Genomic DNA, 19,672 nt, shown 5'->3' with positions numbered 1-19,672 from the left:
GGCGTTCAGGATGGGCGCTGCTGGCTTTCCCAGTCGGCGCCTATTTCAGGACCAAGGTTCAAGGGGGCCAGCATCCCCTGCCCCAGCACATGGTCGGCCGCCTTTTCGCCAGTCATGATCGACGGTCCGTTCAGATTGCCGTTGGTAATGCGCGGAAAGATCGAGCTGTCGGCGACGCGCAGCCCTTCGACCCCGATCACCCGCAACTCGGGATCGACCACTGCCATCGGATCGTCCGCCCGCCCCATCCGCGCCGTTCCGCAGGGATGGAAGGCCGATTCCGCGTGATCGCGGATGAAGGCGTCGATCTGTTCGTCGGACACCACGCCATCGCCAGGCTGGATCTCATATCCCTTGTATTCCGTGAAAGCGGGCTGGTCGAAGATCTCGCGCGTCAGCCGCACGCAGGCGCGGAACTCTGCCCAGTCATCGGCATGGGACATGTAGTTGAAGCGGATCTCGGGCGCTTCCTTGGGGTCGGCGGAACGCAGGCGCACCGTGCCTCGCGACTTTGATCTCATCGGCCCGACATGGACCTGGAAGCCATGCCCCTCGGCCGCGGCCTTGCCATCATAACGCACGGCCAATGGCAGGAAATGATACTGGATGTCGGGATATTCGACGCCCGCGCGCGACCGGATGAACCCGCAGCTTTCGAACTGGTTCGAGGCGCCAAGCCCGGTCCCCGTCGCCATCCACTGCGCCCCGATCGAGCCCTTCCCCCAAAGGTTCCAATGCTTGTACAGCGTGATCGGCTGGGTCGCGCTGTATTGCATGTAGATCTCAAGATGATCCTGCAGGTTTGCGCCGACCCCCGGCCGATCCGCCCGGACCTCGATCCCGTTTTCGGCCAGATGCCCTCCCGGACCGATCCCGGACAGCATCAACAGCTTCGGGGTATTGATCGAGCTGGCCGAAAGAATGACTTCATGTTTCGCACGAAACACATTGACTCCGCGCGTATTTTTCACCTCCACCCCAACCGCTCGGCCATCTTCGAAGACCACGCGCTGCGCCAGCCCCCGCCGAAGCCGCAGCAGCCCGGTTTCCTGCGCCGGGCGCAGATAGGCATTGGCCGCCGACCAGCGGCGTCCCTCCCAGATCGTCGCCTCCATCGCGCCAAAGCCTTCCTGACGCGCCCCGTTGTAATCCTCGGTGACCGGATAGCCCGCCTCGCGACCGGCCCGGATGAAGGCGTTGAACAGCGGATTCTTGCGCGAGCCCCGCGTGACGTGCAGCGGCCCCTCGGTCCCGCGATAATCGCTGACCGCGCCATGCGACGTCTCCATGCGCCGGTAATAGGGCAGCACATCGGCATAGGACCAGCCGTTGGCCCCCATCTCGGCCCACGTGTCGAAATCCCGCGCATGGCCCCGCACGAAGACCATCCCGTTGATCGAGGACGAGCCACCGATCACCTTGCCGCGAGGAGTAACCAACCGCCGCCCGCCCAGGTTCGGCTCTGGCTCAGACGAAAAGCCCCAGTCATAGCGCCGCATGTTCATGGGATAGCTCAGCGCGGCGGGCATCTGGATGAACGGCCCGACGTCAGAGCCGCCATATTCGATGATATCGACGCGCTTGCCCGCCATGACCAGCCGATAGGCCAGTGCACACCCCGCCGAACCCGCACCGACGATGACGTAATCGGGGATCATGCACGGCCCCGCATTTTCACCGCTTTCGAAATACCCACCGCGTCCCTCGAAGCCACGCGGCGATGGTCAATAGGGCGCATCGACCGCCCCCATTCCGACATAGACGGATTTCAGCTGTGAATAGTGATCTATCGCGGCGGCCGAGTTCTCGCGCCCGATGCCCGACATCTTTACCCCGCCGAAGGGTGCCTCGACCGGCGTCAGGTTATAGGCGTTGATCCAGGTCGTGCCCGCCTGCAGGCCGGCAGCCATCCGGTGCCCGCGCGCAAGGTCGCGTGTGAACACCCCCGCCGCCAGCCCATAGGGCGTGGCATTGGCACGGGCGAGAACCTCGGCCTCGGTCTCGAAGGCAAGGACCGACATGACCGGGCCAAAAATCTCTTCGCGCGCGATCCACATCGCATCCGCGACATCCGCAAAGACCGTCGGCGGCACGAAGGCACCGTCGCCGGCCCCGCCGCAGACCAGCCGCGCCCCCTCTGCCTGCCCCTTGGCGATGGCGGCGCGGATCTTATTCGCCTGCGCAGCGCTGACGATGGGGCCATGCTGGGTCGCCTCGTCCAAGGGGTCGCCGATCCGCACTTCGGCGGCGCGTTCCGACAGCCGCTTCAGGAATTCTGGCAGGATGCCCCGCTGGACAAAGACCCTCGTCCCGTTCGAACAGATCTGGCCCGAGGAATAGAAATTCGCAAGAATCGCGGCCCCCACCGCATCCTCGACCGAGGCATCGTCAAAGACGATCAGCGGCGACTTTCCACCCAGCTCCATCGTGACATGGCGCATCCCCGCGGCAGCGGCGGCATAGACCTTCTGTCCCGTCGCGACCGAGCCGGTGAGCGAGACCTTGGCCACGCGCGGATCACTGACCAGCGCGGCGCCGACCGCACCCCGCCCCTGCACGACGTTGAAGATCCCGGCAGGCAATCCCGCCTCTGTCAGGATCTCGGCCAGCTTCAACGCGCCAAGCGGGGTTTCCTCGCTGGGCTTGAACACCATCGCATTGCCCATCGCCAGCGCCGGCGCTGCTTTCCAGCAGGCGATCTGGCTGGGATAGTTCCAGGCCCCGATCCCCGCGCAGACGCCCAGAGCCTCGCGGATGGTATAGACAAAATCGCTACCCAGCGGAATCGTCTGGCCAGTCACGGTGGGTGCAAGACCGCCGAAATACTCCAGTGCGTCCGCCCCCGAGGGCCAATCTGCGACGCGCGTTTCCTGGATGGGCTTGCCGGTATCCAGCGTTTCAAGCCGGGCCAGCTCCTCGGCACGTTCCCGGATGATCTGCGCGGCGCGGATCAGGACGCGTCCGCGCTCGACCGGGCGAAGGGCGGCCCAGGCGGGCTGCGCGGCAGCCGCGGCAGCCGTGGCCTGGGCGACCTGCGCCACGTCCGCTTCGCGCAACCTGGCGATCACCTCGCCGGTAAAGGGATATAGCACGTCCAGGTCCGGTCCCCGCCCCTCGACCGGCGCGCCGTTGATGTAAAGGCTCGCGCCGGGTTGCGCGTCATGGGTCATGGCAGCACCTTTTCAAGATAGGCAAGGATCAGCCCTTCGGCTGCGTCGGCATCTGCCTCGTCCGACAGGGCCGCACGCAGATAGACGCCGTCAATCAGCGCGCCCAGCGTGCGCGCCGTCGCCTCGGCCTCGGCCCCCACCAGCGGACGCAGTGCCACCAGCAGGTTCGAGCGCAGGCGGCGGTGATAGACGCGCAAAAGGCGCGCCGCCTCGGAATCGACAAGCGCAAGGGCATAGAAATTCAGCCAGGCCGCAATTGTCTCGCGCTCGAAATTGGCCTGTCCGAAATTCGCTCGGATCAGCGCCATCAGGCGCGAATGCGGACTGTCCACATCTTTTAGCTCGCGCGCTGTTGTCTCTCGATACTGGGTCAGGATATGCCGCATCGCGGCAAGGAAGATCCGTTCTTTCGAGCCGAAATAATGATGGGCAAGAGCCGTGGACATTCCTGCTTCGCGCGCAATCTGCGCGACCGTCACATCAAGCGATCCGGCCCGGCCGATGGTCGCTATGGTGGCGTTGATTAATGCGGCCTTTCGGATAGGCTCTGCACCAAGTCTGGGCATATGGAGACACCGGTCTTTTCAACGGCTCGATACATCTGGAGCTAGCCGTCTTTTGATTGACTCGTCAATCAATAAAAGCCTTAATTCCTTCCAACAACAATACAGGGAGAAGAACGAGATGACATTTTGTCGCACCCCCGCGCTCGTCGCTGCCGCTCTGGCGATCACCGTATCTGGCGTCGGCGCCGCAATTGCGGAAGAGCCTGCATCCTGCCGCGACGTGGTGTTTTCGGACGTGGGCTGGACCGACATCTCCTCGACCACGGCGCTGGCCTCGACCACGCTTCAGGCGCTTGGCTACAAGACCGAGACCAAGATCCTGTCGCTGCCCGTGACCTATACCGCGATGGCCAAGAACGACGTCGACATCTTCCTGGGCAACTGGATGCCCAGCCAGGAGGCCGACCTGAAACCCTATCGGGATTCCGGCACGGTCGAGGTCGCGCGCACGAACCTGACCGGCGCAAAATACACGCTGGCCACCAACGAGGCCGGGGCCAAACTGGGCATTGACGATTTCGCCAAAATCGCCGCGCAAAAGGACGCGCTGGACGGCAAGATCTATGGCATCGAGCCCGGCAATGACGGCAACCGCCTGCTGCTTGAAATGGTCGCGGGAAATAAATTCGACCTTGGCACTTTCGAGATCGTCGAAAGCTCGGAACAGGGGATGCTGGCGCAGGTCGCCCGCGCCGACGGGGCGGACAAGCCGATCGTGTTCCTGGGCTGGGAACCGCATCCGATGAATACCCAGTTCAAGATGACATATCTGGGTGGCGGCGATGACGTTTTCGGACCGGATTTCGGCGGCGCTCGCGTCGATACCAATATCCGCGCCGGCTATGCGACCGAATGCCCGAATATCGGCAAGTTCCTGCAAAACCTGGAATTCACCCTGCCCATGGAAAACGAAGTCATGGGCAAGATCCTGAATGACGGTGAAGAGCCGGCGAAAGCGGCCAAGGAATGGCTGAAGGCCAATCCCGAGGCGGCCAAGCCCTGGCTGGCAGGCGTGACCACCTTCGACGGCGGCGATGCCGTCGCGGCCCTCGACAAGGCGCTTTCGGAATGATGAAGGGCGGGCAGACGGGATCATCCTCTGCCCGTTTCTCGTCGCGCGTGCCTGACGAATTGATCCACCTTTGCCGGGATCCCCGGATCCGCTGCGCCCCCGCCTTTGCCGTCCCCGGCAGACGCGGGACCGCAGGCGCGTCCGCATCTCCCGAACGGCAGAAAGTAATGGACGCATGGACCAACTGACCGATCTTTTGACCGGGACCAAGATCCCGGTCGGCAAGACAGCGAAAGCGATCTTCGACTGGCTGAACGCCCATGCCGCGTTCATCTTCAACGCGATCTCCAAGGGCCTCGAATGGCTGATCAACGGGATCCTTGCGGTGCTGGAGTTTCCACATCCGCTGGTCTTCACGCTGGTCATGGTGGCAATCGCCTGGGCGCTGCAGCGCAACTGGAGGGTCTGCCTGCTGATCGGTCTTGGCTTCCTGTTCATCCTGAACCAGGGCTACTGGGACGAGACGATGCAGACGCTGACGCTGGTGCTTGCGGCTTGCGTCGTCTGCATGGCGATCGGCGTGCCGATGGGCATCGCCGCGGCGCACCGGCCCCGGCTTTATGCCTGGATGCGTCCGATCCTGGACCTGATGCAGACCTTGCCGACCTTCGTCTATCTGATCCCGGCCATCGTGTTCTTCGGGATCGGCACGGTTCCGGGCCTGATCGCGACCGTCATCTTCGTGCTGCCCGCCCCGATCCGGCTGACCCACCTGGGCATCAGCTCGGCCCCACAGGCCCTGGTCGAAGCCGCGACCGCCTTTGGTGCGACGCCCCGCCAGCTTCTGTGGAAGGTCGAGCTGCCCTCGGCCGCGCCGCAGATCATGGCCGGCCTCAACCAGACCATCATGCTGTCGCTGTCGATGGTGGTGATCGCGGCCCTTGTCGGCGCATCGGGCCTAGGGGTTCCGGTCGTGCGGGCACTGAACAGCGTGAACACGGCGCTGGGTTTCGAAAGCGGTTTCATCATCGTGGTTGTCGCGATCATGCTGGACCGGATGCTACGGGTGGGGAAGCGCAATGATTGAACGCAACGCCGTCGAATTCGACAATGTGAACATCGTTTTCGGGGACGAACCCGATGCCGCCCTGCCGTTGATGGATCAGGGGTTGGAGCGGGGGCCGATCAAGGCTGAAACCGGGCAGGTCTTGGGCGTCCACAACTGTTCGCTGACCGTGCGCGAGGGCGAGATCCTGGTCCTGATGGGTCTCTCCGGTTCGGGCAAGTCGACATTGCTGCGTGCGGTCAACGGGCTCAACTCGGTCTGTCGGGGCGAGGTGCGGATCTGGGACGGAGACCACATGGCCTCGGTCACAAGGGCCGCAGAGCCGGAACTGCGGCGGCTGCGGCGCAGCCGCGTCGCCATGGTTTTCCAGCAATTCGGCCTGCTGCCCTGGCGCAGCGTACGCGAGAATGTGGGGCTGGGCCTGGAACTGGCGGGCGTTCCCGCCCCCGAACGCCAGAAACGTGTCGAGGCGCAGCTTGCCACCGTGGGCCTTTCCGATTGGGCCGACCGTAAGGTGGGCGATCTGTCAGGCGGAATGCAGCAGCGCGTGGGCCTGGCCCGCGCCTTTGCGACCGAGGCGCCGATCCTGCTGATGGACGAGCCCTTTTCGGCGCTGGACCCGCTGATCCGCAACCGGCTTCAGGGCGAATTGCTCGAGTTGCAGAAGCAGGCGCAGCGCACCATCATCTTCGTCAGCCACGATCTGGACGAGGCATTCCGCATCGGCAATCGCATCGCGCTGATGGAGGGCGGGCGCATCGTCCAGATCGGCACCGCGCGTGAAATCATCGCCCAGCCCGCGAATGCCTATGTCGAGGATTTCGTCGCGCACATGAACCCGCTTGGCGTGCTGATGGCCGAAGACATGGCCGAACCCGAGGATGCCCCCGGCGCCCCCATCGACCGCCAGATGCCGATCCGGCAGGTCATGCGGATCATGACCGAAACCGGGGTCGAGATCCTGCCCCTGTCCGGCGGCGGGCGGGTGACGCAGCAAGGGATCATGCAGCGCCTGATCGATCCGGGCCCGCGCGCGGGCGGTGCCGTCGAACACTAGGCTGCCAACCCCATTGCGGGCCTGTCACAGCCTGTTTCGCGACAATCGCGAAACAGGCTTGCCACGAATCATTTTCCATGCCTATCAATCCCTTGTTCCGTAACCACAGCGAAAGGGCCCTGGCATGACCAATATCTCCGCCATTCCGGCTGCCTTTTCCGGCGTCACTCGACGCGACCGACGCCTTTCGCGTCGGGGCTGACGGAACGCGATCAGATCCGCCCAAGGGGCATTTTTCCGATCATTCCTGACGCTCGCCCGCCGCGCTGACACGCGTCGGTCCGCGTCCTTCTGACTTCAATCCACAATACAGGAGCCGCCCTGCCTTGCAGGCGGCGGACACAGATATGAGTGTTATATCACTGCGCCCCGCGCGGGATCTTCGCGCACCTTTGGACGAACTGATCCGGGACCACGGGCTTCTCTCGGTCACGCTCGCGCTGATGCGCGCGGCGCTGCGGCGGGGCAAAAACCGCCCTCCGCCAGCCGAGGGGCTGTCGGAATACCTGCGCCGGGATATCGGCCTTGGGCCGGGCCGGCACAAGGGACCGCGCGATTGGGACCGGCTCTGACTTCTGTCAGGCCGTCTCGGGCGGCGGGGTGACCATGCCCCGCCGCAGCCGGGCCTCTCGCCAGGTGATGTAGCAGATCGCGCCAATCATCAGCGCGCCCCCGATCAGCACCCAGATATCGACCGGCTCGGCAAAGACCAGCGCGCCCAGCAGGCTGGCCCAGATCAGTTGCAGGAAGACGACCGGCTGCGTCACTGTCAGCGGCGCGGCGGCAAAGGCCCGCGTCATGGCATAATGCCCGGCCGTCGCGAAAAAGGCGGTGCAGGCCAGGACGCCGCATTGCGTCACTGTCGGCGGAACCCAATTCAGCGCGGCGACTGGCGCAAGGCCAATGCACACGGTCAAGGACATCATCCCGACGACCACGCTTGCGGGCACCTGCTCGGACAGGCGCTTTGCCAGCAGATAGGACGCCCCGAACGTGACCGAGGCGCCAAGCTGCGCCAGATGCCCCGGCTCCAGCGCGCGCAGTCCGGGTCGCAGCACCACCATGGCACCGATCAGCGCGACCAGGATGGCCAGCGCCCGGCGCCACGAGATGCGCTCGCCCATCAGCAGCGCGGCGCCGATCGTCACCACGATGGGGTTGAGAAAGCCGATGGCCGTGACCTCGGCGACGGTGATCCGCGCCATGGCAAAAAACCACAGGATCACGGCCACCGAATGCAGCGCGCCCCGCAGCGCGAACATCCCCCAGATCCGGGGGGCAAAGCCGCGACGCAGCGCAGGCAGCAGCGCCGGGATCAGGAAGATCAGCCCGAAAGCGAACCGGATGAACGCCCCCTCGGGTGCAGGCAGCGCCTGACCCAGCCAGCGGACCGAGCCATTCACGGCGACGAAGCTCAGGCCTGCGCCCAGCATCCAGAAGATGCCGGCAAGGTCCTGCCGAGAGGATGGGTTGATGGTGCTCGCGCTTGTCATGACCCAAAGCCATGACCTGTTGCCCGCGCTTGCGCAAGGCTCAGCCGGCAAGCATCAGCCCGACGGCGATGGCGATCATGACAATCCCGACACACAGGTCCAGCACCCGCCATGCGGCGGGCCGCGCAAACAGCGGCCCCAGAAGCCGCGCACCATAGCCAAGCGCAAAGAAGAACAGGACCGAACCGCTGATCGCGCCAATGGCAAAGCCCGCCCTGTCCCCGAAACCGGTCGCGACCGATCCGATCAGCACGACCGTATCCAGCCACACATGGGGGTTCAGCCAGGTCAGCGCCGCAAGAATCGCCAGCGTCCCCCGCAGACCTGCCGAATCCGCGCCGGTGGGCATCCCCGCCCCTCCCCGCCAGGCCGCGCGCAGCGCCCGACCGCCATAGACGATCAGAAAGGCCGCCCCACCCCAGCGCATGACCTCCATCAGCCAAGGCGCGCGCGCGGCCAGCGTACCGGCGCCCAGGACACCCGCCACGATCAGCACCGCATCCGACAGGGCACAAAAGGCGCAGGTGACGAAAACATGCCGCCGCAGCAGTCCCTGTCGCAGCACGAAGGCGTTCTGAGCACCGATCGCGACGATCAGCGACATCGTGGTTGCGAACCCGGCAAGATAGGCCTGCATGATCATTCTCCTTTTGCGGCTCTCTTGCGGCATGAGGCGACATCAGGCAAATTCATAATTCTGATCGCAGTTAAGATTCTCTAATGCTCGACTACCCCGCCCTTGCCGCCTTGTCCGAGATCATTCGCCGCGGTTCGTTCGAAGCCGCGGCCGCAGCACTTGGGGTCACGCCTTCGGCCGTGTCACAGCGGATCAAGGGACTTGAGGAGCGGCTTGGCCAGGTCCTGATCCATCGCGGACCACCGGCGCGCGGCACCCCGCACGGAATGCGCCTGATGCAGCATCTGGACCAGGTGCGCCTGCTCGAACAAACCCTTGGGACAGAGGGGACGGATCGCGCGGCCACGCTGCGGATCGCCGTCAATGCCGACAGCCTTGCCACCTGGTTCCCGCCGGTAATGACAGCGCTCGACGTGATTTATGATCTCGTGGTCGATGATCAGGACCATGCCCGCGACTGGCTCGGCAAGGGGCAGGTTTCGGCTGCGATCTCGTCGGACGCAGACGCGGTGCCGGGCTGTGACGTTCACGCCCTTGGACACATGCGCTATCACGCATTGGCGACGCCGGAATTTATCGCACGACATTTCCCCGACGGCGTGACCCGCACCGCGCTGAACCATGCCCCAGCGGTGATCTTCAACAGCAAGGATGCCGCTCAGACCCGTTGGGCCACCACCCTGACGGGCCGACGACCGCAGCTGTCCGGTCACCACGTTCCCGCGTCCGAAGCCTTCGCAAGGGTCGTGGAACTGGGACTGGGCTGGGGCATGATCCCCGAATGCATGTCCAACGTCACGCGTACATCGGGAAAGCTGGCGCTGCTGGACCCACTGCCGCTGGACATTCCGCTGTTCTGGCATGTCCAGCGCGCCATGGCTCCCGCGCTGGCCCCGCTGACGCAGGCGATACGAAAAAGGGCCGCATCGGAATTGCGGCCCTGATTTCATCGTTTTTGAAATACCCCCGCCGGAGGCGGATCTTCAAAGCTGCGCCGCAACCTCTTCGGGGATGTCGAAGTTTCCGGTGACGTTCTGGACGTCGTCATCATCCTCCAGCGCATCCAGCAACTTCATCAGCTTCTGCGCGGTCTCAAGGTCGATCTCGGTCGGTGCCTGCGGCTTCCAGATCAGCTTGGCATGCTCGGATTCGCCAAGGCTCGCTTCCAGCGCGGTCGAGACCTCGGCCAGATCGGTGTCCGAAGTATAGATCCAGTGGCCGTCCTCGTCGCTTTCGACATCCTCGGCACCGGCCTCCAGCGCGGCCATCATGACGGTATCCGCATCGCCGGCGCTGGCGGCGTACATGATCTCGCCCTTGCGGTCGAACATGAAGTTCACCGAGCCGGTCTGACCCAGATCGCCGCCATGCTTGGTGAAATAGCTGCGCACGTTCGACGCGGTGCGGTTGCGATTGTCGGTCATCGCCTCGACGATGATCGCGATGCCGTTCGGGCCATAGCCCTCATAGCGGATCTCGTCATAGTTCTCGGCATCACCGCCCTGCGACTTCTTGATCGCGCGGTCGATCACGTCCTTCGGAACCGAGCTCGACTTGGCTTCCTTGACCGCAAGGCGAAGGCGGGGGTTCTTGTCGGGATCGGGATCGCCCATCTTCGCGGCGACGGTGATTTCTTTGGCCAGTTTGGAGAACAGCTTGGAACGGAGCTTGTCCTGCTTGCCCTTCCGGTGCTGGATGTTGGCCCACTTGGAATGGCCTGCCATGGTTCTACCCAATATCTGCTGTGGATTGTTGCACGGCTTTTAGTCACCCAGACCCGCCGCCGCAAGCACTACGCCAGCGATTGGCGTTTCAGGACTTCGGACAGGACGTAAAGGCGAAGCGCGGTGGCAAGCCCTACCTCGGGCGGGCGAGCCGCGTCTATGGCCGCGATCAGGGCCGCAGTGGTCTCTGCCCTGCCCTTCGCGATCTCGCGCAACTCCCGCCAGAACGCATCCTCCAGACTGACCGAGGTGCGATGGCCGCCGATGGTGACCGAGCGTTTCACCGGGTGGGACATCGCGGGAAGGTCAGGCATCGCCATCCTCGGGCAGATCGCGCCGATGCTGGTCAAGATGGCGGCTGGCGCGGGCCTTGGCATCCTGATCGGAAAGCTTCTCGGCCTTGCTGCGGCCGAACTTGGCGGCATTCGCGTCGCCTTCGCGGCGGGCGACGTCGCGGGCGGCGCTTTTGCGCGCCGTCCGCAGGTTGATGATCTTTCCAGATCCGGTTCCGGTCAACTCAGTCCTCCGGGCCGACCATCAGTTCCGGGCGCACGACCCGGTCGAAGGTCTCACCATCGACAAGACCCAGGGCGATCGCCTCTTCGCGCAGCGTTGTGCCGTTCTTGTGCGCCGTCTTGGCCACCTTGGTCGCATTGTCGTAACCGATGGTGGGCGCCAGCGCCGTCACCAGCATCAGCGATTCTTTCATTAGCTTGTCGATGCGCGGCAGGTTGGCCTGCGTGCCGACGACCATGTTGTCGGTGAAGGAACCCGCCGCATCGCCCAGAAGCTGCATCGATTGCAGCACGTTGTAGGACATCATCGGGTTATAGACGTTCAGCTCGAAATGGCCCTGCGAACCGGCGAAACCGATGGCCGCGTCATTGCCCATGACATGGGCGCAAACCATGGTCAGCGCCTCGGCCTGGGTCGGGTTGACCTTGCCCGGCATGATCGACGAACCCGGCTCGTTTTCCGGCAGGATCAGTTCGCCCAGACCCGAGCGCGGACCCGAACCCAGCAGGCGCATGTCGTTCGCAATCTTGAAAAGCGAAGCCGCGACCGTTTTCAGCGCACCCGAGAAGAAGACCATCGCGTCATGCGCGGCCAGAGCCTCGAACTTGTTCGGCGCGGTGACGAAGGGAAGCCCCGAGATCTTGGCGATTTCCGCCGCAATCGCCGTGTCCCAGCCTTTTTTCGTGTTCAGCCCAGTGCCGACGGCGGTGCCGCCCTGCGCCAATTCATAGATGTCACCCAGCGCGAGCTTCACACGCTCGATGCCCTTGGCGACCTGATGGGCATAGCCGCCGAATTCCTGACCCAGCGTCAGCGGCGTCGCGTCCTGGGTGTGGGTGCGGCCGATCTTGATGATGTCCTTGAATTCTGCGGATTTCGCGACCAGCGCGGCGTGCAGTTTTTCAAGGCCGGGGATCAGGACGTCGCGCGCCAGCATCCCGATCGCGACGTGCATCGCCGTCGGGAAGGTGTCGTTGGACGATTGGCCCATGTTCACGTGATCATTCGGGTGAACCGGCTTTTTCGAGCCCAGTTCGCCGCCAAGGATCTCGATCGCGCGGTTCGAAATGACTTCGTTCGCGTTCATGTTGGACTGGGTGCCCGAGCCGGTCTGCCAGACGACCAGCGGGAAGTTGTCGTCGAACTTGCCGGCCACGACTTCCGAGGCAGCCTGCACCATCGCGTTGCCCAGCGCCGCATCCAGGTTGCCGGTCGCCATGTTCACCTGCGCGGCCGCCTGCTTGATGATGCCCAGCGCCCGGATGATCGGCACCGGCTGCTTTTCCCAGCCGATCGGGAAGTTCTGGATCGAGCGCTGCGTCTGCGCGCCCCAGTACTTGTCGGACGGAACCTGAAGCGGGCCGAAGCTGTCGGTCTCGGTGCGGAAATCGGTCATGTCATATCCCTCGCGGTTTCGCGGGCGTTCTACCGCCAGCGCACCGGATTCGCAAATGGTATGCGAATGTATGCCGTTAGCGATCACAGGTTCTGGCGAAAGACATAGACCCGCGCCGGGGGCAGGTTCGCCCAGATGCGCCGGCTTTTGCGATGCACCAGACCAAAGCGCGCCCGCACGGCTTCCGAGAGGGGCGCGACCGGACCGTAGGTGATCTGCACGAAAGGCGCGCCCGGCTTCATCATCGCAAGCGCGGCGCCGACGATCGCCGATTGCAGCTCGTCAGGCATCGGCAAGGTCGGCACACCTGAAATCACCGCATCCAGCCCCGCATGACCGACATTCACCATTTCCTGCGCAGGCAGGTTGTGAACCTCGGTCCCCGGAAAACGCTGCCGCAAACGGTCGCAAAAGGCGGCGTTCAATTCGTAAAGCTGCAATCGCTCGGGCGGAAGGCCGCGCGCCAGAATGGCCCGCGTGATCGTACCGGTTCCGGCCCCGATCTCGGCCACCGCCTGCATGTCCGGGGTGACAAGCCGCGCCATTTCGCGCGCGACGGCCTGCCCCGTGGGTGCAATGGCACGGATTTCCGAGGGGCGGCGCAGGAACTGACCAAGGAACAGCGACAGATCGGACAAGGCGGCCTCCAGCTTATTCGCCGAGACCGCCTCTAGTGTTTGCCGGTGACAGGGTTATGACGACCTTACTTGCGCCACTTGTCCAGACTGACGACCTCGGCCCCGCCCTTGGGCGCGTCATCGCCGCCGTCATCGTCGTCGTCGGTATCGTCTTCGTCCTCGACGTCTTCCTCGTCATCCTCGTCATCGTCATCCTGGTTTTCGAAACGCAGGCCGAATTCGACCGAGGGATCGACGAAGGTGCGGACCGCGTCGAAGGGAATGTAAAGCGGTTCGGGCGAATTGCCGAAGTTCAGCGTGATGGTGAACCCGTTCGGCCTGACGTCAAGATTGTCGAACCAGTGCTGGATCACGATCGTCATCTCTTCGGGATAACGCTCGCGCAGCCAATCGGCCATTTCGACATCCGCATCGCGGGTATCGAAGGTGATGAAGAAATGATGTTCGCCGGGTAGACCTTCGTCGGCCACGGCCCGAAGGACGTCAGCAATCAGCCGTTGCATGGCCCGATGCATCATCCCGCCGTAATCTATTCCTCGCGCCATCGGCATCCCCCTTCGTTCTCGGGTCAGCATAGGGAATTGCGTCCCGATGAAAAGGCCCTAACACCTGTCCCACGGGGTCCGACAGGCAACTGCCCGCCACCTTTGCGGCCGATTGCACGACAGCACCACGACAGCGCAAACATCCGCCAGATGCGCCCGAAGGCATTGAATTTTCTGGATCAAAAAAGAGAAGATGGCGCGGTTGACGGGGCTCGAACCCGCGACCCCCGGCGTGACAGGCCGGTACTCTAACCAACTGAGCTACAACCGCGCATCATCTTGGCGATATTGAAAGTGTTGGCGCGGTTGACGGGGCTCGAACCCGCGACCCCCGGCGTGACAGGCCGGTACTCTAACCAACTGAGCTACAACCGCGCATCATCTTGGCGATATTGAAAGTGTTGGCGCGGTTGACGGGGCTCGAACCCGCGACCCCCGGCGTGACAGGCCGGTACTCTAACCAACTGAGCTACAACCGCGCAGAACACTTTCTCCAGATCGCCTCTGGAGTGCGGGCGGTTTACGCACGGCGGCAGCGCGCGTCAAGGGCAGTTTTCACGAAAAATGCGGCCGCCCGAAAAACTTTACAAAAGCAAAGGGGCGCCCGTGCGGCGCCCCCTGTCTTTCATCCCATGAACGCTGGGCCAGATCACTTGCGAACGGTCTTCTCGTCAAAATCAGGCAGCGCCTTCAGTTCTTCCTTGGTGTAGTTCGTCGCAAAGAAGGTGTCGTTGCCCACGGCGGTCATGTGGATCGCGTCGACGCCCAACAGCACCTTCTTGGCCCCGATGCCAAGGAAGCCGCCAATATCGGCGATATAGCCCACGACTTGCCCCGAATCATCCAGCACAATGTCATTGACCTTGGCGATGTCCTGCCATTCAGCCGGACGCTCATCCAGTTCGGCGGGCTGGTTCCATTCGATCGACGACGGCTCGTTCGTGGTGAAAATCCGGCGGCTGGTGATCCAGGACCCCAGAAGCCCCGGATCAGCCTCCGAGATCATCGGCGGGTTCACGTCGGGCGGAGTGACCGGGGTCTGCTCCGCGGCGTCGGCCGCCGCATCTGCCGCCTGGGATGCGGCATCCTCGGCGCTGTCTGCGGCATCGGCGGCGTTCTCGGCCGCAGCATCCCCCATGCCCTGCGCGGCATTGGCGGCATCGTCCGCGGCGGTGGCCGCGGCATCGGCGGCATTGTCTGCGGCATTGGCGGCCTCATCCGCGGCCTGCTCGGCGGCCGCGCCCGCCTGATCTGCGGCGGTATCGGCAGCCTGCTCGGCGCTTTCAGCCGCGGTTTTGGCGGTGTCGGCTGCCTGCTCGGCGGATTGGGCCGGCGGCGTCGGCGGCGCGACCTGCGCATAGGCCGGAGCAACAAGGGCAAGCGCCGTCGCGGCGATGACAAGGGATTTCATGGACGATGTCCTTTCCGGTTGCGTTGCGGGAAACGGCCAGCGCCGTCTGATGGCTTGGAAACGCCGCGAAATCGCGCTTCGTTCCGTTGAAAATTTGCGAAGGTGGTTCACGAAAACGTAGGAGCAACAAGGGATTGGCGAAAAATCACGGGTAAGGAGGTCGGTTAGCGCCTGCGCGGATGGCTGATGCGTCCGCCACAGACCGGAGCGGGCGCGCCCGTCGTTCCCGGCCCCGATGTCGGAAGCCCGCGCAGCACCCGCACCGCAAGCCAACCAAAGGCCTGCGCCTCAAGCATGTCACCGTCCAGTCCGGCTTCTTCGACCGGAACGACGCGGCTGGGCACGCGCGCGGACAGCGCGGCCATCATCGCCGCGTTATGCCGGCCACCGCCGCAGACCAGCACCCGTTCGGGAAGATCTGGCAACAGGGCCATGCCTGCCGCGACCGCCGCCGCCGCCGCGTGGGTCAGCGTGGCCGCCGCGTCCGCGTCCGGCAATGCCGCGACCTTCTCCAGAAGGTCGGGAAAGGCATCGCGGTCCAGCGATTTCGGTGCGGACCGCGCGAAATGCGGATGGCGCAGGAAATGCGCGATGACGTCTTCGTCGGGCTGGCCCCGCAGGGCCAGGTTGCCGCCTTCGTCGCGCAGGATGCCACGCCGCTGCCGCATCAGGTCGTTCACCGGCGCATTGGCGGGACCGGTGTCGAAGGCGATGCAGGCCCCCGTTGCCTCTGGGGCGGGCGCGGTCGGGTCGGTCCAGGTCAGATTGCCGACGCCGCCAAGATTCAGGAAGGCGACCGGGGCGGCGGGCAGGAGCCCCTGCCCCATCGCCCATTCGGCGCAGGCCCAATGGAAAAAGGGGGCAAGGGGCGCGCCCTCTCCGCCTTGGCGCACGTCCTCGCTGCGGAAATCCCAGACGACGGGGCGATCCAACCTGCGGGCCAGCGCCGCGCCGTCGCCGGCCTGATGGGTGCCGCGCCCGTGCGGATCATGCGCGAGCGTCTGGCCGTGATAGCCGACCACCTCAGCCTCGGGGAAAGCCTCGGCCAGCGCGGCATGGGCGACAACGGACAGCTCCGCCGCCTCGGTGACGTCCGGCCCGCCCTGCCATTGGCCCAGCGCCGCATGAAGCATGGCGGATTCGTTGCCCGAATAGGCGCGATAGGCACTGCGCCCGAACCCCGAGACGCGGATGCCGTCCGTTTCGATCAGCGCCGCGTCCACGCCGTCCAGCGACGTGCCCGACATCATCCCCAATGCGCGAATCGTTCCGCCCGCTGTCATCGCTTTCCCTTTGCCTCATTGCCCGGTATATCCGCGCCATTCGAAAGGAAAAGCTCATGACCTACCATGCCAAATCCGACTTCCTCCATATCATGATGGAACGCGGTTATCTGGCGGACTGCACCGACCTGCAGTCGCTGGATGACGCGCTGATCGAAGGACCGGTCACGGCATATATCGGTTATGACGCCACGGCGGCCAGCCTGCATGTCGGGCACCTGCTGAACATCATGATGCTGCGCTGGTTTCAGAAGACCGGCAACCGCCCGATCACCCTGATGGGCGGCGGCACCACCAAGGTCGGCGACCCCTCCTTCCGCAGCGAGGAGCGCCCGCTGCTGACCCCGGATGCGATCCAGTCGAATATCCACGGGATGGGGCAGGTCTTTGCCCGCTACCTCGATTACGGGGATGGCAAGGCCAAGATGCTGAACAACGCCGAATGGCTGGACAACCTGAACTACCTTGATTTCCTGCGCGACATCGGGCGGCATTTCTCGGTCAACCGGATGCTGTCGTTTGAATCGGTGAAATCGCGGCTGGATCGCGAGCAATCGCTCAGCTTCCTTGAATTCAACTACATGATCCTGCAGGCCTACGACTTCCTTGAACTCTACCGCCGCTATGACTGCCGGCTGCAGATGGGCGGGTCCGACCAGTGGGGCAACATCATCAACGGGATCGACCTGACGCGGCGCGTGCTGGACGGGGAAATCTTCGGCCTGACCTCGCCGCTGCTGACCACCTCGGACGGGCGCAAGATGGGCAAGTCCGCGGGGGGTGCTGTCTGGCTGAACGGTGCGATGCTGTCGCCCTATGAGTTCTGGCAGTTCTGGCGCAATTCGACCGATGCCGATGTCGGTCGCTTCCTGAAGCTTTATACCGATCTGCCGGTCGATGAATGCGACCGTCTGGGCAAGCTGCAAGGGTCCGAGATCAACGCGGCCAAGATCATCCTCGCGAACGAGGTCACGACACTGCTCCACGGCGCCGAAGCTGCCGCCAGCGCCGAGGCGACAGCGCGCGATGTCTTCGAACAGGGCGGCGCGGGCGGCGATCTGGAAATCGCGCGGGTCAGTGCCGATGCACTGGCATCTGGTCTGTCGGTTGTTCAATTGTTGGTCCAGACCGGCATCGCGCCGTCAGGGAAAGAGGCCAAGCGCCTGATTGCCGAAGGCGGCCTGCGCCTTAACAACGAAGCCGTCAGCGACCCGCAGCTTTCCGTGGACGCGGCGCTGATCGGGGACGGGCTGAAAGTCTCGGTCGGGAAAAAGAAGCACCGGATGGTGCAGATCGGATAAGCCAAGGGCCGGGGGAAACCCCGGCCTTTTCCTATCGGACCAGCGCCGCCTGCCAGTCGCGCACCGCGTCCAGCGGCCAGAACAGCATCAGCACGTTCAGCGTCAGCCCGTCGCGGATCAGCCATGTCGTCAGGATCTCGAACCCGACCGCCAGCGCGACCGACACCCAGACCGGCAGGCGCGAGGCCAGAAAAAACCCCAGCACCATCGCCAGAATGTCCGAGACAGAGTTGATGACGCTGTCGCCATAGTAATCCAGTGAAATCGTCACCTCGCGATAGCGCTGGATGATCGCATCCGAATTCTCGATGACCTCCCAGCTCGCCTCGACCAGCGTGGCGATGGCCAGCCGCCAGCCAAAGCTGATACGCCGCGCCACCAGCCACAGGGCGGCATAGAACAGCAGCCCGTGGATGATGTGCGAGGGCGTGTACCAGTCGGTGAGGTGCTGCGAATTCTCGGAACTCATGGTCTGGCCGTGCCAGAGCTTCACATATCCGCATTTGCAGATCGGTTCGCGCCCGATCGACAAAAGCCAGCCCGCGGCCGCGAGGATGATGAGAAGCGTGACCCAATAGGGCAAGGATCTGCGGGTGAACATGACGGATGACAAAGCATCCCGCCGCGCCGGTGTCCACGCTCTTGCCGGAATTCCGCAATGAAAAAGGCCCCGCGTTGCGCGGGGCCCTGGGTCGCGGCTTGGCGCAGGATCACTCCTGAACCGTGACCTTGACCATGTAGTCGGGCTCGGCCACCGCGCCGTTCGCGGCGGGATCGCCCTTCTTCAGCGCGTTCAGCACGTCCCAGCCGTCGATCAGCTGACCGACGACCGTGTATTGCCCGTCCAGGAACTCGGCCGGGGCCAGGTCGATGAAGAACTGGCTGTTGGCGCTGTTCGGGTCCTGGGCGCGGGCCATGCCGACGGTGCCACGCTGGAAGCTGACATCGTTGAACTCGGCCGGCAGGTCGGGCATCGAGGATCCGCCCATGCCCGCGCGCGCGGTATCCGCGCCATGCTTGCCGAATTCCACGTCGCCGGTCTGGGCCATGAAGCCGTCGATCACGCGGTGGAAAACCACGCCGTCATAGGTGCCCGCCTTGGCCAGCGTCACCAGACGCTCGACATGTTTCTGGGCCTTGTCGGTGTAAAGGTCCAGCACGATCTTGCCCTTGGCCGCGCCGGTTGCATCGGCGACCTCGATCACAAGGTTCGGCCCCGGCCCGTCGGTCACGCCCGGCAGGCCCTCGGCCTGGGCAGCGCCAGCCATCAGCAGCAGGGCCGGGACAAGCGCCTTATTCAGCATCGGCCGCCACCTTGACCGACACCATGCGGTCGGGGGACGCCGGCGGCTCGCCGCGGACGATCTTGTCGACATGCTCCATCCCCGAGATCACGCGGCCATAGACCGTGTATTGACCGTTCAGGAAATGGTTGTCGCCAAAGTTGATGAAGAACTGGCTGTTGGCCGAGTTCGGGTTCATCGAGCGCGCCGCGCCCAGCGTGCCGCGGTCATGCGGCAGGCGCGAAAATTCCGCCGGCAGGTCCGGCAGGTCCGAACCACCCGTGCCCGCGCGGCCGGGATTGTAGTTGTTTTCCATGTTCGCGTGTTCCACGTCGCCGGTCTGGGCCATGAAGCCCTCGATCACGCGGTGGAAGGCGACATTGTCGTATTTCCCGGCACGGGCCAGTTCCTTCATGCGCTCGACATGCTTCGGGGCGACGTCGGGCAGCAGCTCGATCACCACCGGGCCGTCCTTCAGCTCGATGATGACCGTGTTTTCCGGATCCTTGATCTCGGCCATGGGGGGTCTCCTTCTGATGGCTCGGGCAACAGGAATAAGCATTTCGTGTCGCAC

General features: G+C 64.2%; 22 protein-coding genes and 3 tRNA genes. 6 read left to right on the top strand and 19 right to left on the bottom strand.

The features are described 5' to 3' along the window. Positions 1–5: 5 nt before the first annotated feature. The 3 genes from betA to betI form a co-directional block, all read right to left on the bottom strand. Positions 6–1,658, bottom strand: coding sequence for a choline dehydrogenase (betA, locus tag RM190_RS07975; RefSeq protein ID WP_311758885.1), 1,653 nt, complete (start codon positions 1,656–1,658; stop codon positions 6–8). 66 nt (positions 1,659–1,724) lie between these two features. Continuing rightward, positions 1,725–3,170, bottom strand: coding sequence for a betaine-aldehyde dehydrogenase (gene betB / locus RM190_RS07970; RefSeq protein ID WP_311758884.1), 1,446 nt, complete (start codon positions 3,168–3,170; stop codon positions 1,725–1,727). Beyond that, on the bottom strand, positions 3,167–3,736 hold the full coding sequence (betI, locus tag RM190_RS07965) for a choline-binding transcriptional repressor BetI (RefSeq protein WP_311758883.1): 570 nt from the start codon (positions 3,734–3,736) through the stop codon (positions 3,167–3,169). The genes betB and betI overlap by 4 nt, the downstream gene beginning before the upstream one ends. A 118-nt stretch (positions 3,737–3,854) precedes the next feature. Between betI and RM190_RS07960 the strand changes: the two genes are divergently transcribed. The 4 genes from RM190_RS07960 (at position 3,855) to RM190_RS07945 (ending at position 7,443) form a co-directional block, all read left to right on the top strand. Continuing rightward, entirely contained in the window at positions 3,855–4,808 is a 954-nt protein-coding gene (locus tag RM190_RS07960) for a choline ABC transporter substrate-binding protein (protein WP_311758882.1), read from the top strand. A gap of 175 nt (positions 4,809–4,983) precedes the next feature. Next, positions 4,984–5,835 carry a choline ABC transporter permease subunit gene (choW, locus tag RM190_RS07955; RefSeq protein WP_311758881.1) on the top strand — a complete coding sequence of 284 codons (852 nt, stop codon included), beginning with the start codon at positions 4,984–4,986 and terminating at the stop codon, positions 5,833–5,835. Then, positions 5,828–6,871, top strand: coding sequence for a choline ABC transporter ATP-binding protein (gene choV / locus RM190_RS07950; protein ID WP_311758880.1), 1,044 nt, complete (start codon positions 5,828–5,830; stop codon positions 6,869–6,871). The genes choW and choV overlap by 8 nt, the downstream gene beginning before the upstream one ends. A 347-nt stretch (positions 6,872–7,218) precedes the next feature. Then, on the top strand, positions 7,219–7,443 hold the full coding sequence (locus tag RM190_RS07945; RefSeq protein WP_311758879.1) for a hypothetical protein: 225 nt from the start codon (positions 7,219–7,221) through the stop codon (positions 7,441–7,443). 6 nt (positions 7,444–7,449) lie between these two features. On the opposite strand, the gene RM190_RS07940 is transcribed toward RM190_RS07945, so the two are convergent. Both RM190_RS07940 and RM190_RS07935 read right to left on the bottom strand, forming a co-directional pair. Further along, entirely contained in the window at positions 7,450–8,364 is a 915-nt protein-coding gene (locus RM190_RS07940) for a DMT family transporter (RefSeq protein ID WP_311758878.1), read from the bottom strand. A gap of 40 nt (positions 8,365–8,404) precedes the next feature. Next, complete coding sequence (locus RM190_RS07935; protein ID WP_311758877.1) at positions 8,405–9,001, bottom strand: LysE/ArgO family amino acid transporter; 597 nt, start codon at positions 8,999–9,001, stop codon at positions 8,405–8,407. 83 nt (positions 9,002–9,084) lie between these two features. Between RM190_RS07935 and RM190_RS07930 the strand changes: the two genes are divergently transcribed. Next, positions 9,085–9,945, top strand: a complete 861-nt coding sequence (locus RM190_RS07930) for a LysR family transcriptional regulator ArgP (RefSeq protein ID WP_311758876.1) — start codon at positions 9,085–9,087, stop codon at positions 9,943–9,945. Between the two features lie 39 nt (positions 9,946–9,984). On the opposite strand, the gene RM190_RS07925 is transcribed toward RM190_RS07930, so the two are convergent. The 11 genes from RM190_RS07925 to RM190_RS07875 all read right to left on the bottom strand — a co-directional run bounded on the left by RM190_RS07925 (position 9,985) and on the right by RM190_RS07875 (position 16,514). Then, positions 9,985–10,725, bottom strand: a complete 741-nt coding sequence (locus tag RM190_RS07925; protein ID WP_311758875.1) for a YebC/PmpR family DNA-binding transcriptional regulator — start codon at positions 10,723–10,725, stop codon at positions 9,985–9,987. A gap of 68 nt (positions 10,726–10,793) precedes the next feature. Then, positions 10,794–11,039, bottom strand: coding sequence for a ribbon-helix-helix domain-containing protein (locus tag RM190_RS07920; RefSeq protein WP_311758874.1), 246 nt, complete (start codon positions 11,037–11,039; stop codon positions 10,794–10,796). After that, positions 11,032–11,241 (bottom strand): DUF4169 family protein, encoded by a 210-nt coding sequence (locus RM190_RS07915; RefSeq protein ID WP_311758873.1) that lies wholly within the window; start codon positions 11,239–11,241, stop codon positions 11,032–11,034. The genes RM190_RS07920 and RM190_RS07915 overlap by 8 nt, the downstream gene beginning before the upstream one ends. Before the next feature lies 1 nt (position 11,242). Then, positions 11,243–12,637 (bottom strand): class II fumarate hydratase, encoded by a 1,395-nt coding sequence (gene fumC / locus RM190_RS07910; RefSeq protein ID WP_311758872.1) that lies wholly within the window; start codon positions 12,635–12,637, stop codon positions 11,243–11,245. Between the two features lie 83 nt (positions 12,638–12,720). Beyond that, positions 12,721–13,275 carry a class I SAM-dependent methyltransferase gene (locus RM190_RS07905; RefSeq protein ID WP_311758871.1) on the bottom strand — a complete coding sequence of 185 codons (555 nt, stop codon included), beginning with the start codon at positions 13,273–13,275 and terminating at the stop codon, positions 12,721–12,723. 65 nt (positions 13,276–13,340) lie between these two features. Then, a complete protein-coding gene (locus RM190_RS07900) occupies positions 13,341–13,820 on the bottom strand; it encodes an SspB family protein (protein WP_311758870.1) in 480 nt (159 codons plus the stop codon). A 194-nt stretch (positions 13,821–14,014) separates the two neighbouring features. Further along, positions 14,015–14,091, bottom strand: a tRNA-Asp gene (locus tag RM190_RS07895). A 27-nt stretch (positions 14,092–14,118) separates the two neighbouring features. Then, positions 14,119–14,195 (bottom strand) — tRNA-Asp (locus RM190_RS07890). Between the two features lie 27 nt (positions 14,196–14,222). Next, positions 14,223–14,299, bottom strand: a tRNA-Asp gene (locus RM190_RS07885). Between the two features lie 170 nt (positions 14,300–14,469). After that, entirely contained in the window at positions 14,470–15,231 is a 762-nt protein-coding gene (locus RM190_RS07880) for a PRC-barrel domain-containing protein (RefSeq protein WP_311758869.1), read from the bottom strand. A 164-nt stretch (positions 15,232–15,395) separates the two neighbouring features. Then, complete coding sequence (locus tag RM190_RS07875) at positions 15,396–16,514, bottom strand: anhydro-N-acetylmuramic acid kinase (protein WP_311758868.1); 1,119 nt, start codon at positions 16,512–16,514, stop codon at positions 15,396–15,398. Positions 16,515–16,570: 56 nt separating this feature from the next. Here RM190_RS07875 and tyrS point away from each other — a divergent pair, with 56 nt between their 5' ends. Further along, positions 16,571–17,815, top strand: coding sequence for a tyrosine--tRNA ligase (gene tyrS, locus RM190_RS07870; RefSeq protein ID WP_311758867.1), 1,245 nt, complete (start codon positions 16,571–16,573; stop codon positions 17,813–17,815). A gap of 31 nt (positions 17,816–17,846) precedes the next feature. Here the strand turns inward: tyrS and RM190_RS07865 are convergent, their stop codons facing one another. The 3 genes from RM190_RS07865 to RM190_RS07855 all read right to left on the bottom strand — a co-directional run bounded on the left by RM190_RS07865 (position 17,847) and on the right by RM190_RS07855 (position 19,618). After that, positions 17,847–18,416 carry a DUF2585 domain-containing protein gene (locus RM190_RS07865; RefSeq protein ID WP_311758866.1) on the bottom strand — a complete coding sequence of 190 codons (570 nt, stop codon included), beginning with the start codon at positions 18,414–18,416 and terminating at the stop codon, positions 17,847–17,849. A 109-nt stretch (positions 18,417–18,525) separates the two neighbouring features. Further along, complete coding sequence (locus RM190_RS07860) at positions 18,526–19,083, bottom strand: peptidylprolyl isomerase (protein ID WP_390908172.1); 558 nt, start codon at positions 19,081–19,083, stop codon at positions 18,526–18,528. Positions 19,084–19,108: 25 nt separating this feature from the next. After that, positions 19,109–19,618: a peptidylprolyl isomerase gene (locus RM190_RS07855; RefSeq protein ID WP_311758864.1), complete on the bottom strand. Its 510-nt coding sequence runs from the start codon at positions 19,616–19,618 to the stop codon at positions 19,109–19,111. Positions 19,619–19,672 lie beyond the last annotated feature (54 nt).

The organism is Paracoccus broussonetiae, from assembly GCF_031854425.1.
GTDB classification, from domain to species: domain Bacteria; phylum Pseudomonadota; class Alphaproteobacteria; order Rhodobacterales; family Rhodobacteraceae; genus Paracoccus; species Paracoccus broussonetiae.
This window is presented reverse-complemented; position numbering and strand designations above follow the sequence as displayed.

Excerpts from the sequence above, each read along its gene's own strand:
- RM190_RS07930 (WP_311758876.1), top strand. The coding sequence starts at position 9,085 with ATGCTCGACTACCCCGCCCTTGCCGCCTTGTCCGAGATCATTCGCCGC.
- RM190_RS07935 (WP_311758877.1), bottom strand. The coding sequence starts at position 9,001 with ATGCAGGCCTATCTTGCCGGGTTCGCAACCACGATGTCGCTGATCGTC.
- RM190_RS07900 (WP_311758870.1), bottom strand. The coding sequence starts at position 13,820 with ATGGCGCGAGGAATAGATTACGGCGGGATGATGCATCGGGCCATGCAA.
- RM190_RS07880 (WP_311758869.1), bottom strand. The coding sequence starts at position 15,231 with ATGAAATCCCTTGTCATCGCCGCGACGGCGCTTGCCCTTGTTGCTCCG.
- betB (WP_311758884.1), bottom strand. The coding sequence starts at position 3,170 with ATGACCCATGACGCGCAACCCGGCGCGAGCCTTTACATCAACGGCGCG.
- RM190_RS07860 (WP_390908172.1), bottom strand. The coding sequence starts at position 19,083 with ATGGCTGGCGCTGCCCAGGCCGAGGGCCTGCCGGGCGTGACCGACGGG.
- choW (WP_311758881.1), top strand. The coding sequence starts at position 4,984 with ATGGACCAACTGACCGATCTTTTGACCGGGACCAAGATCCCGGTCGGC.
- RM190_RS07865 (WP_311758866.1), bottom strand. The coding sequence starts at position 18,416 with ATGTTCACCCGCAGATCCTTGCCCTATTGGGTCACGCTTCTCATCATC.
- tyrS (WP_311758867.1), top strand. The coding sequence starts at position 16,571 with ATGACCTACCATGCCAAATCCGACTTCCTCCATATCATGATGGAACGC.
- betA (WP_311758885.1), bottom strand. The coding sequence starts at position 1,658 with ATGATCCCCGATTACGTCATCGTCGGTGCGGGTTCGGCGGGGTGTGCA.
- RM190_RS07960 (WP_311758882.1), top strand. The coding sequence starts at position 3,855 with ATGACATTTTGTCGCACCCCCGCGCTCGTCGCTGCCGCTCTGGCGATC.
- RM190_RS07875 (WP_311758868.1), bottom strand. The coding sequence starts at position 16,514 with ATGACAGCGGGCGGAACGATTCGCGCATTGGGGATGATGTCGGGCACG.
- RM190_RS07925 (WP_311758875.1), bottom strand. The coding sequence starts at position 10,725 with ATGGCAGGCCATTCCAAGTGGGCCAACATCCAGCACCGGAAGGGCAAG.
- RM190_RS07940 (WP_311758878.1), bottom strand. The coding sequence starts at position 8,364 with ATGACAAGCGCGAGCACCATCAACCCATCCTCTCGGCAGGACCTTGCC.
- betI (WP_311758883.1), bottom strand. The coding sequence starts at position 3,736 with ATGCCCAGACTTGGTGCAGAGCCTATCCGAAAGGCCGCATTAATCAAC.
- RM190_RS07855 (WP_311758864.1), bottom strand. The coding sequence starts at position 19,618 with ATGGCCGAGATCAAGGATCCGGAAAACACGGTCATCATCGAGCTGAAG.
- choV (WP_311758880.1), top strand. The coding sequence starts at position 5,828 with ATGATTGAACGCAACGCCGTCGAATTCGACAATGTGAACATCGTTTTC.
- RM190_RS07945 (WP_311758879.1), top strand. The coding sequence starts at position 7,219 with ATGAGTGTTATATCACTGCGCCCCGCGCGGGATCTTCGCGCACCTTTG.
- fumC (WP_311758872.1), bottom strand. The coding sequence starts at position 12,637 with ATGACCGATTTCCGCACCGAGACCGACAGCTTCGGCCCGCTTCAGGTT.
- RM190_RS07920 (WP_311758874.1), bottom strand. The coding sequence starts at position 11,039 with ATGCCTGACCTTCCCGCGATGTCCCACCCGGTGAAACGCTCGGTCACC.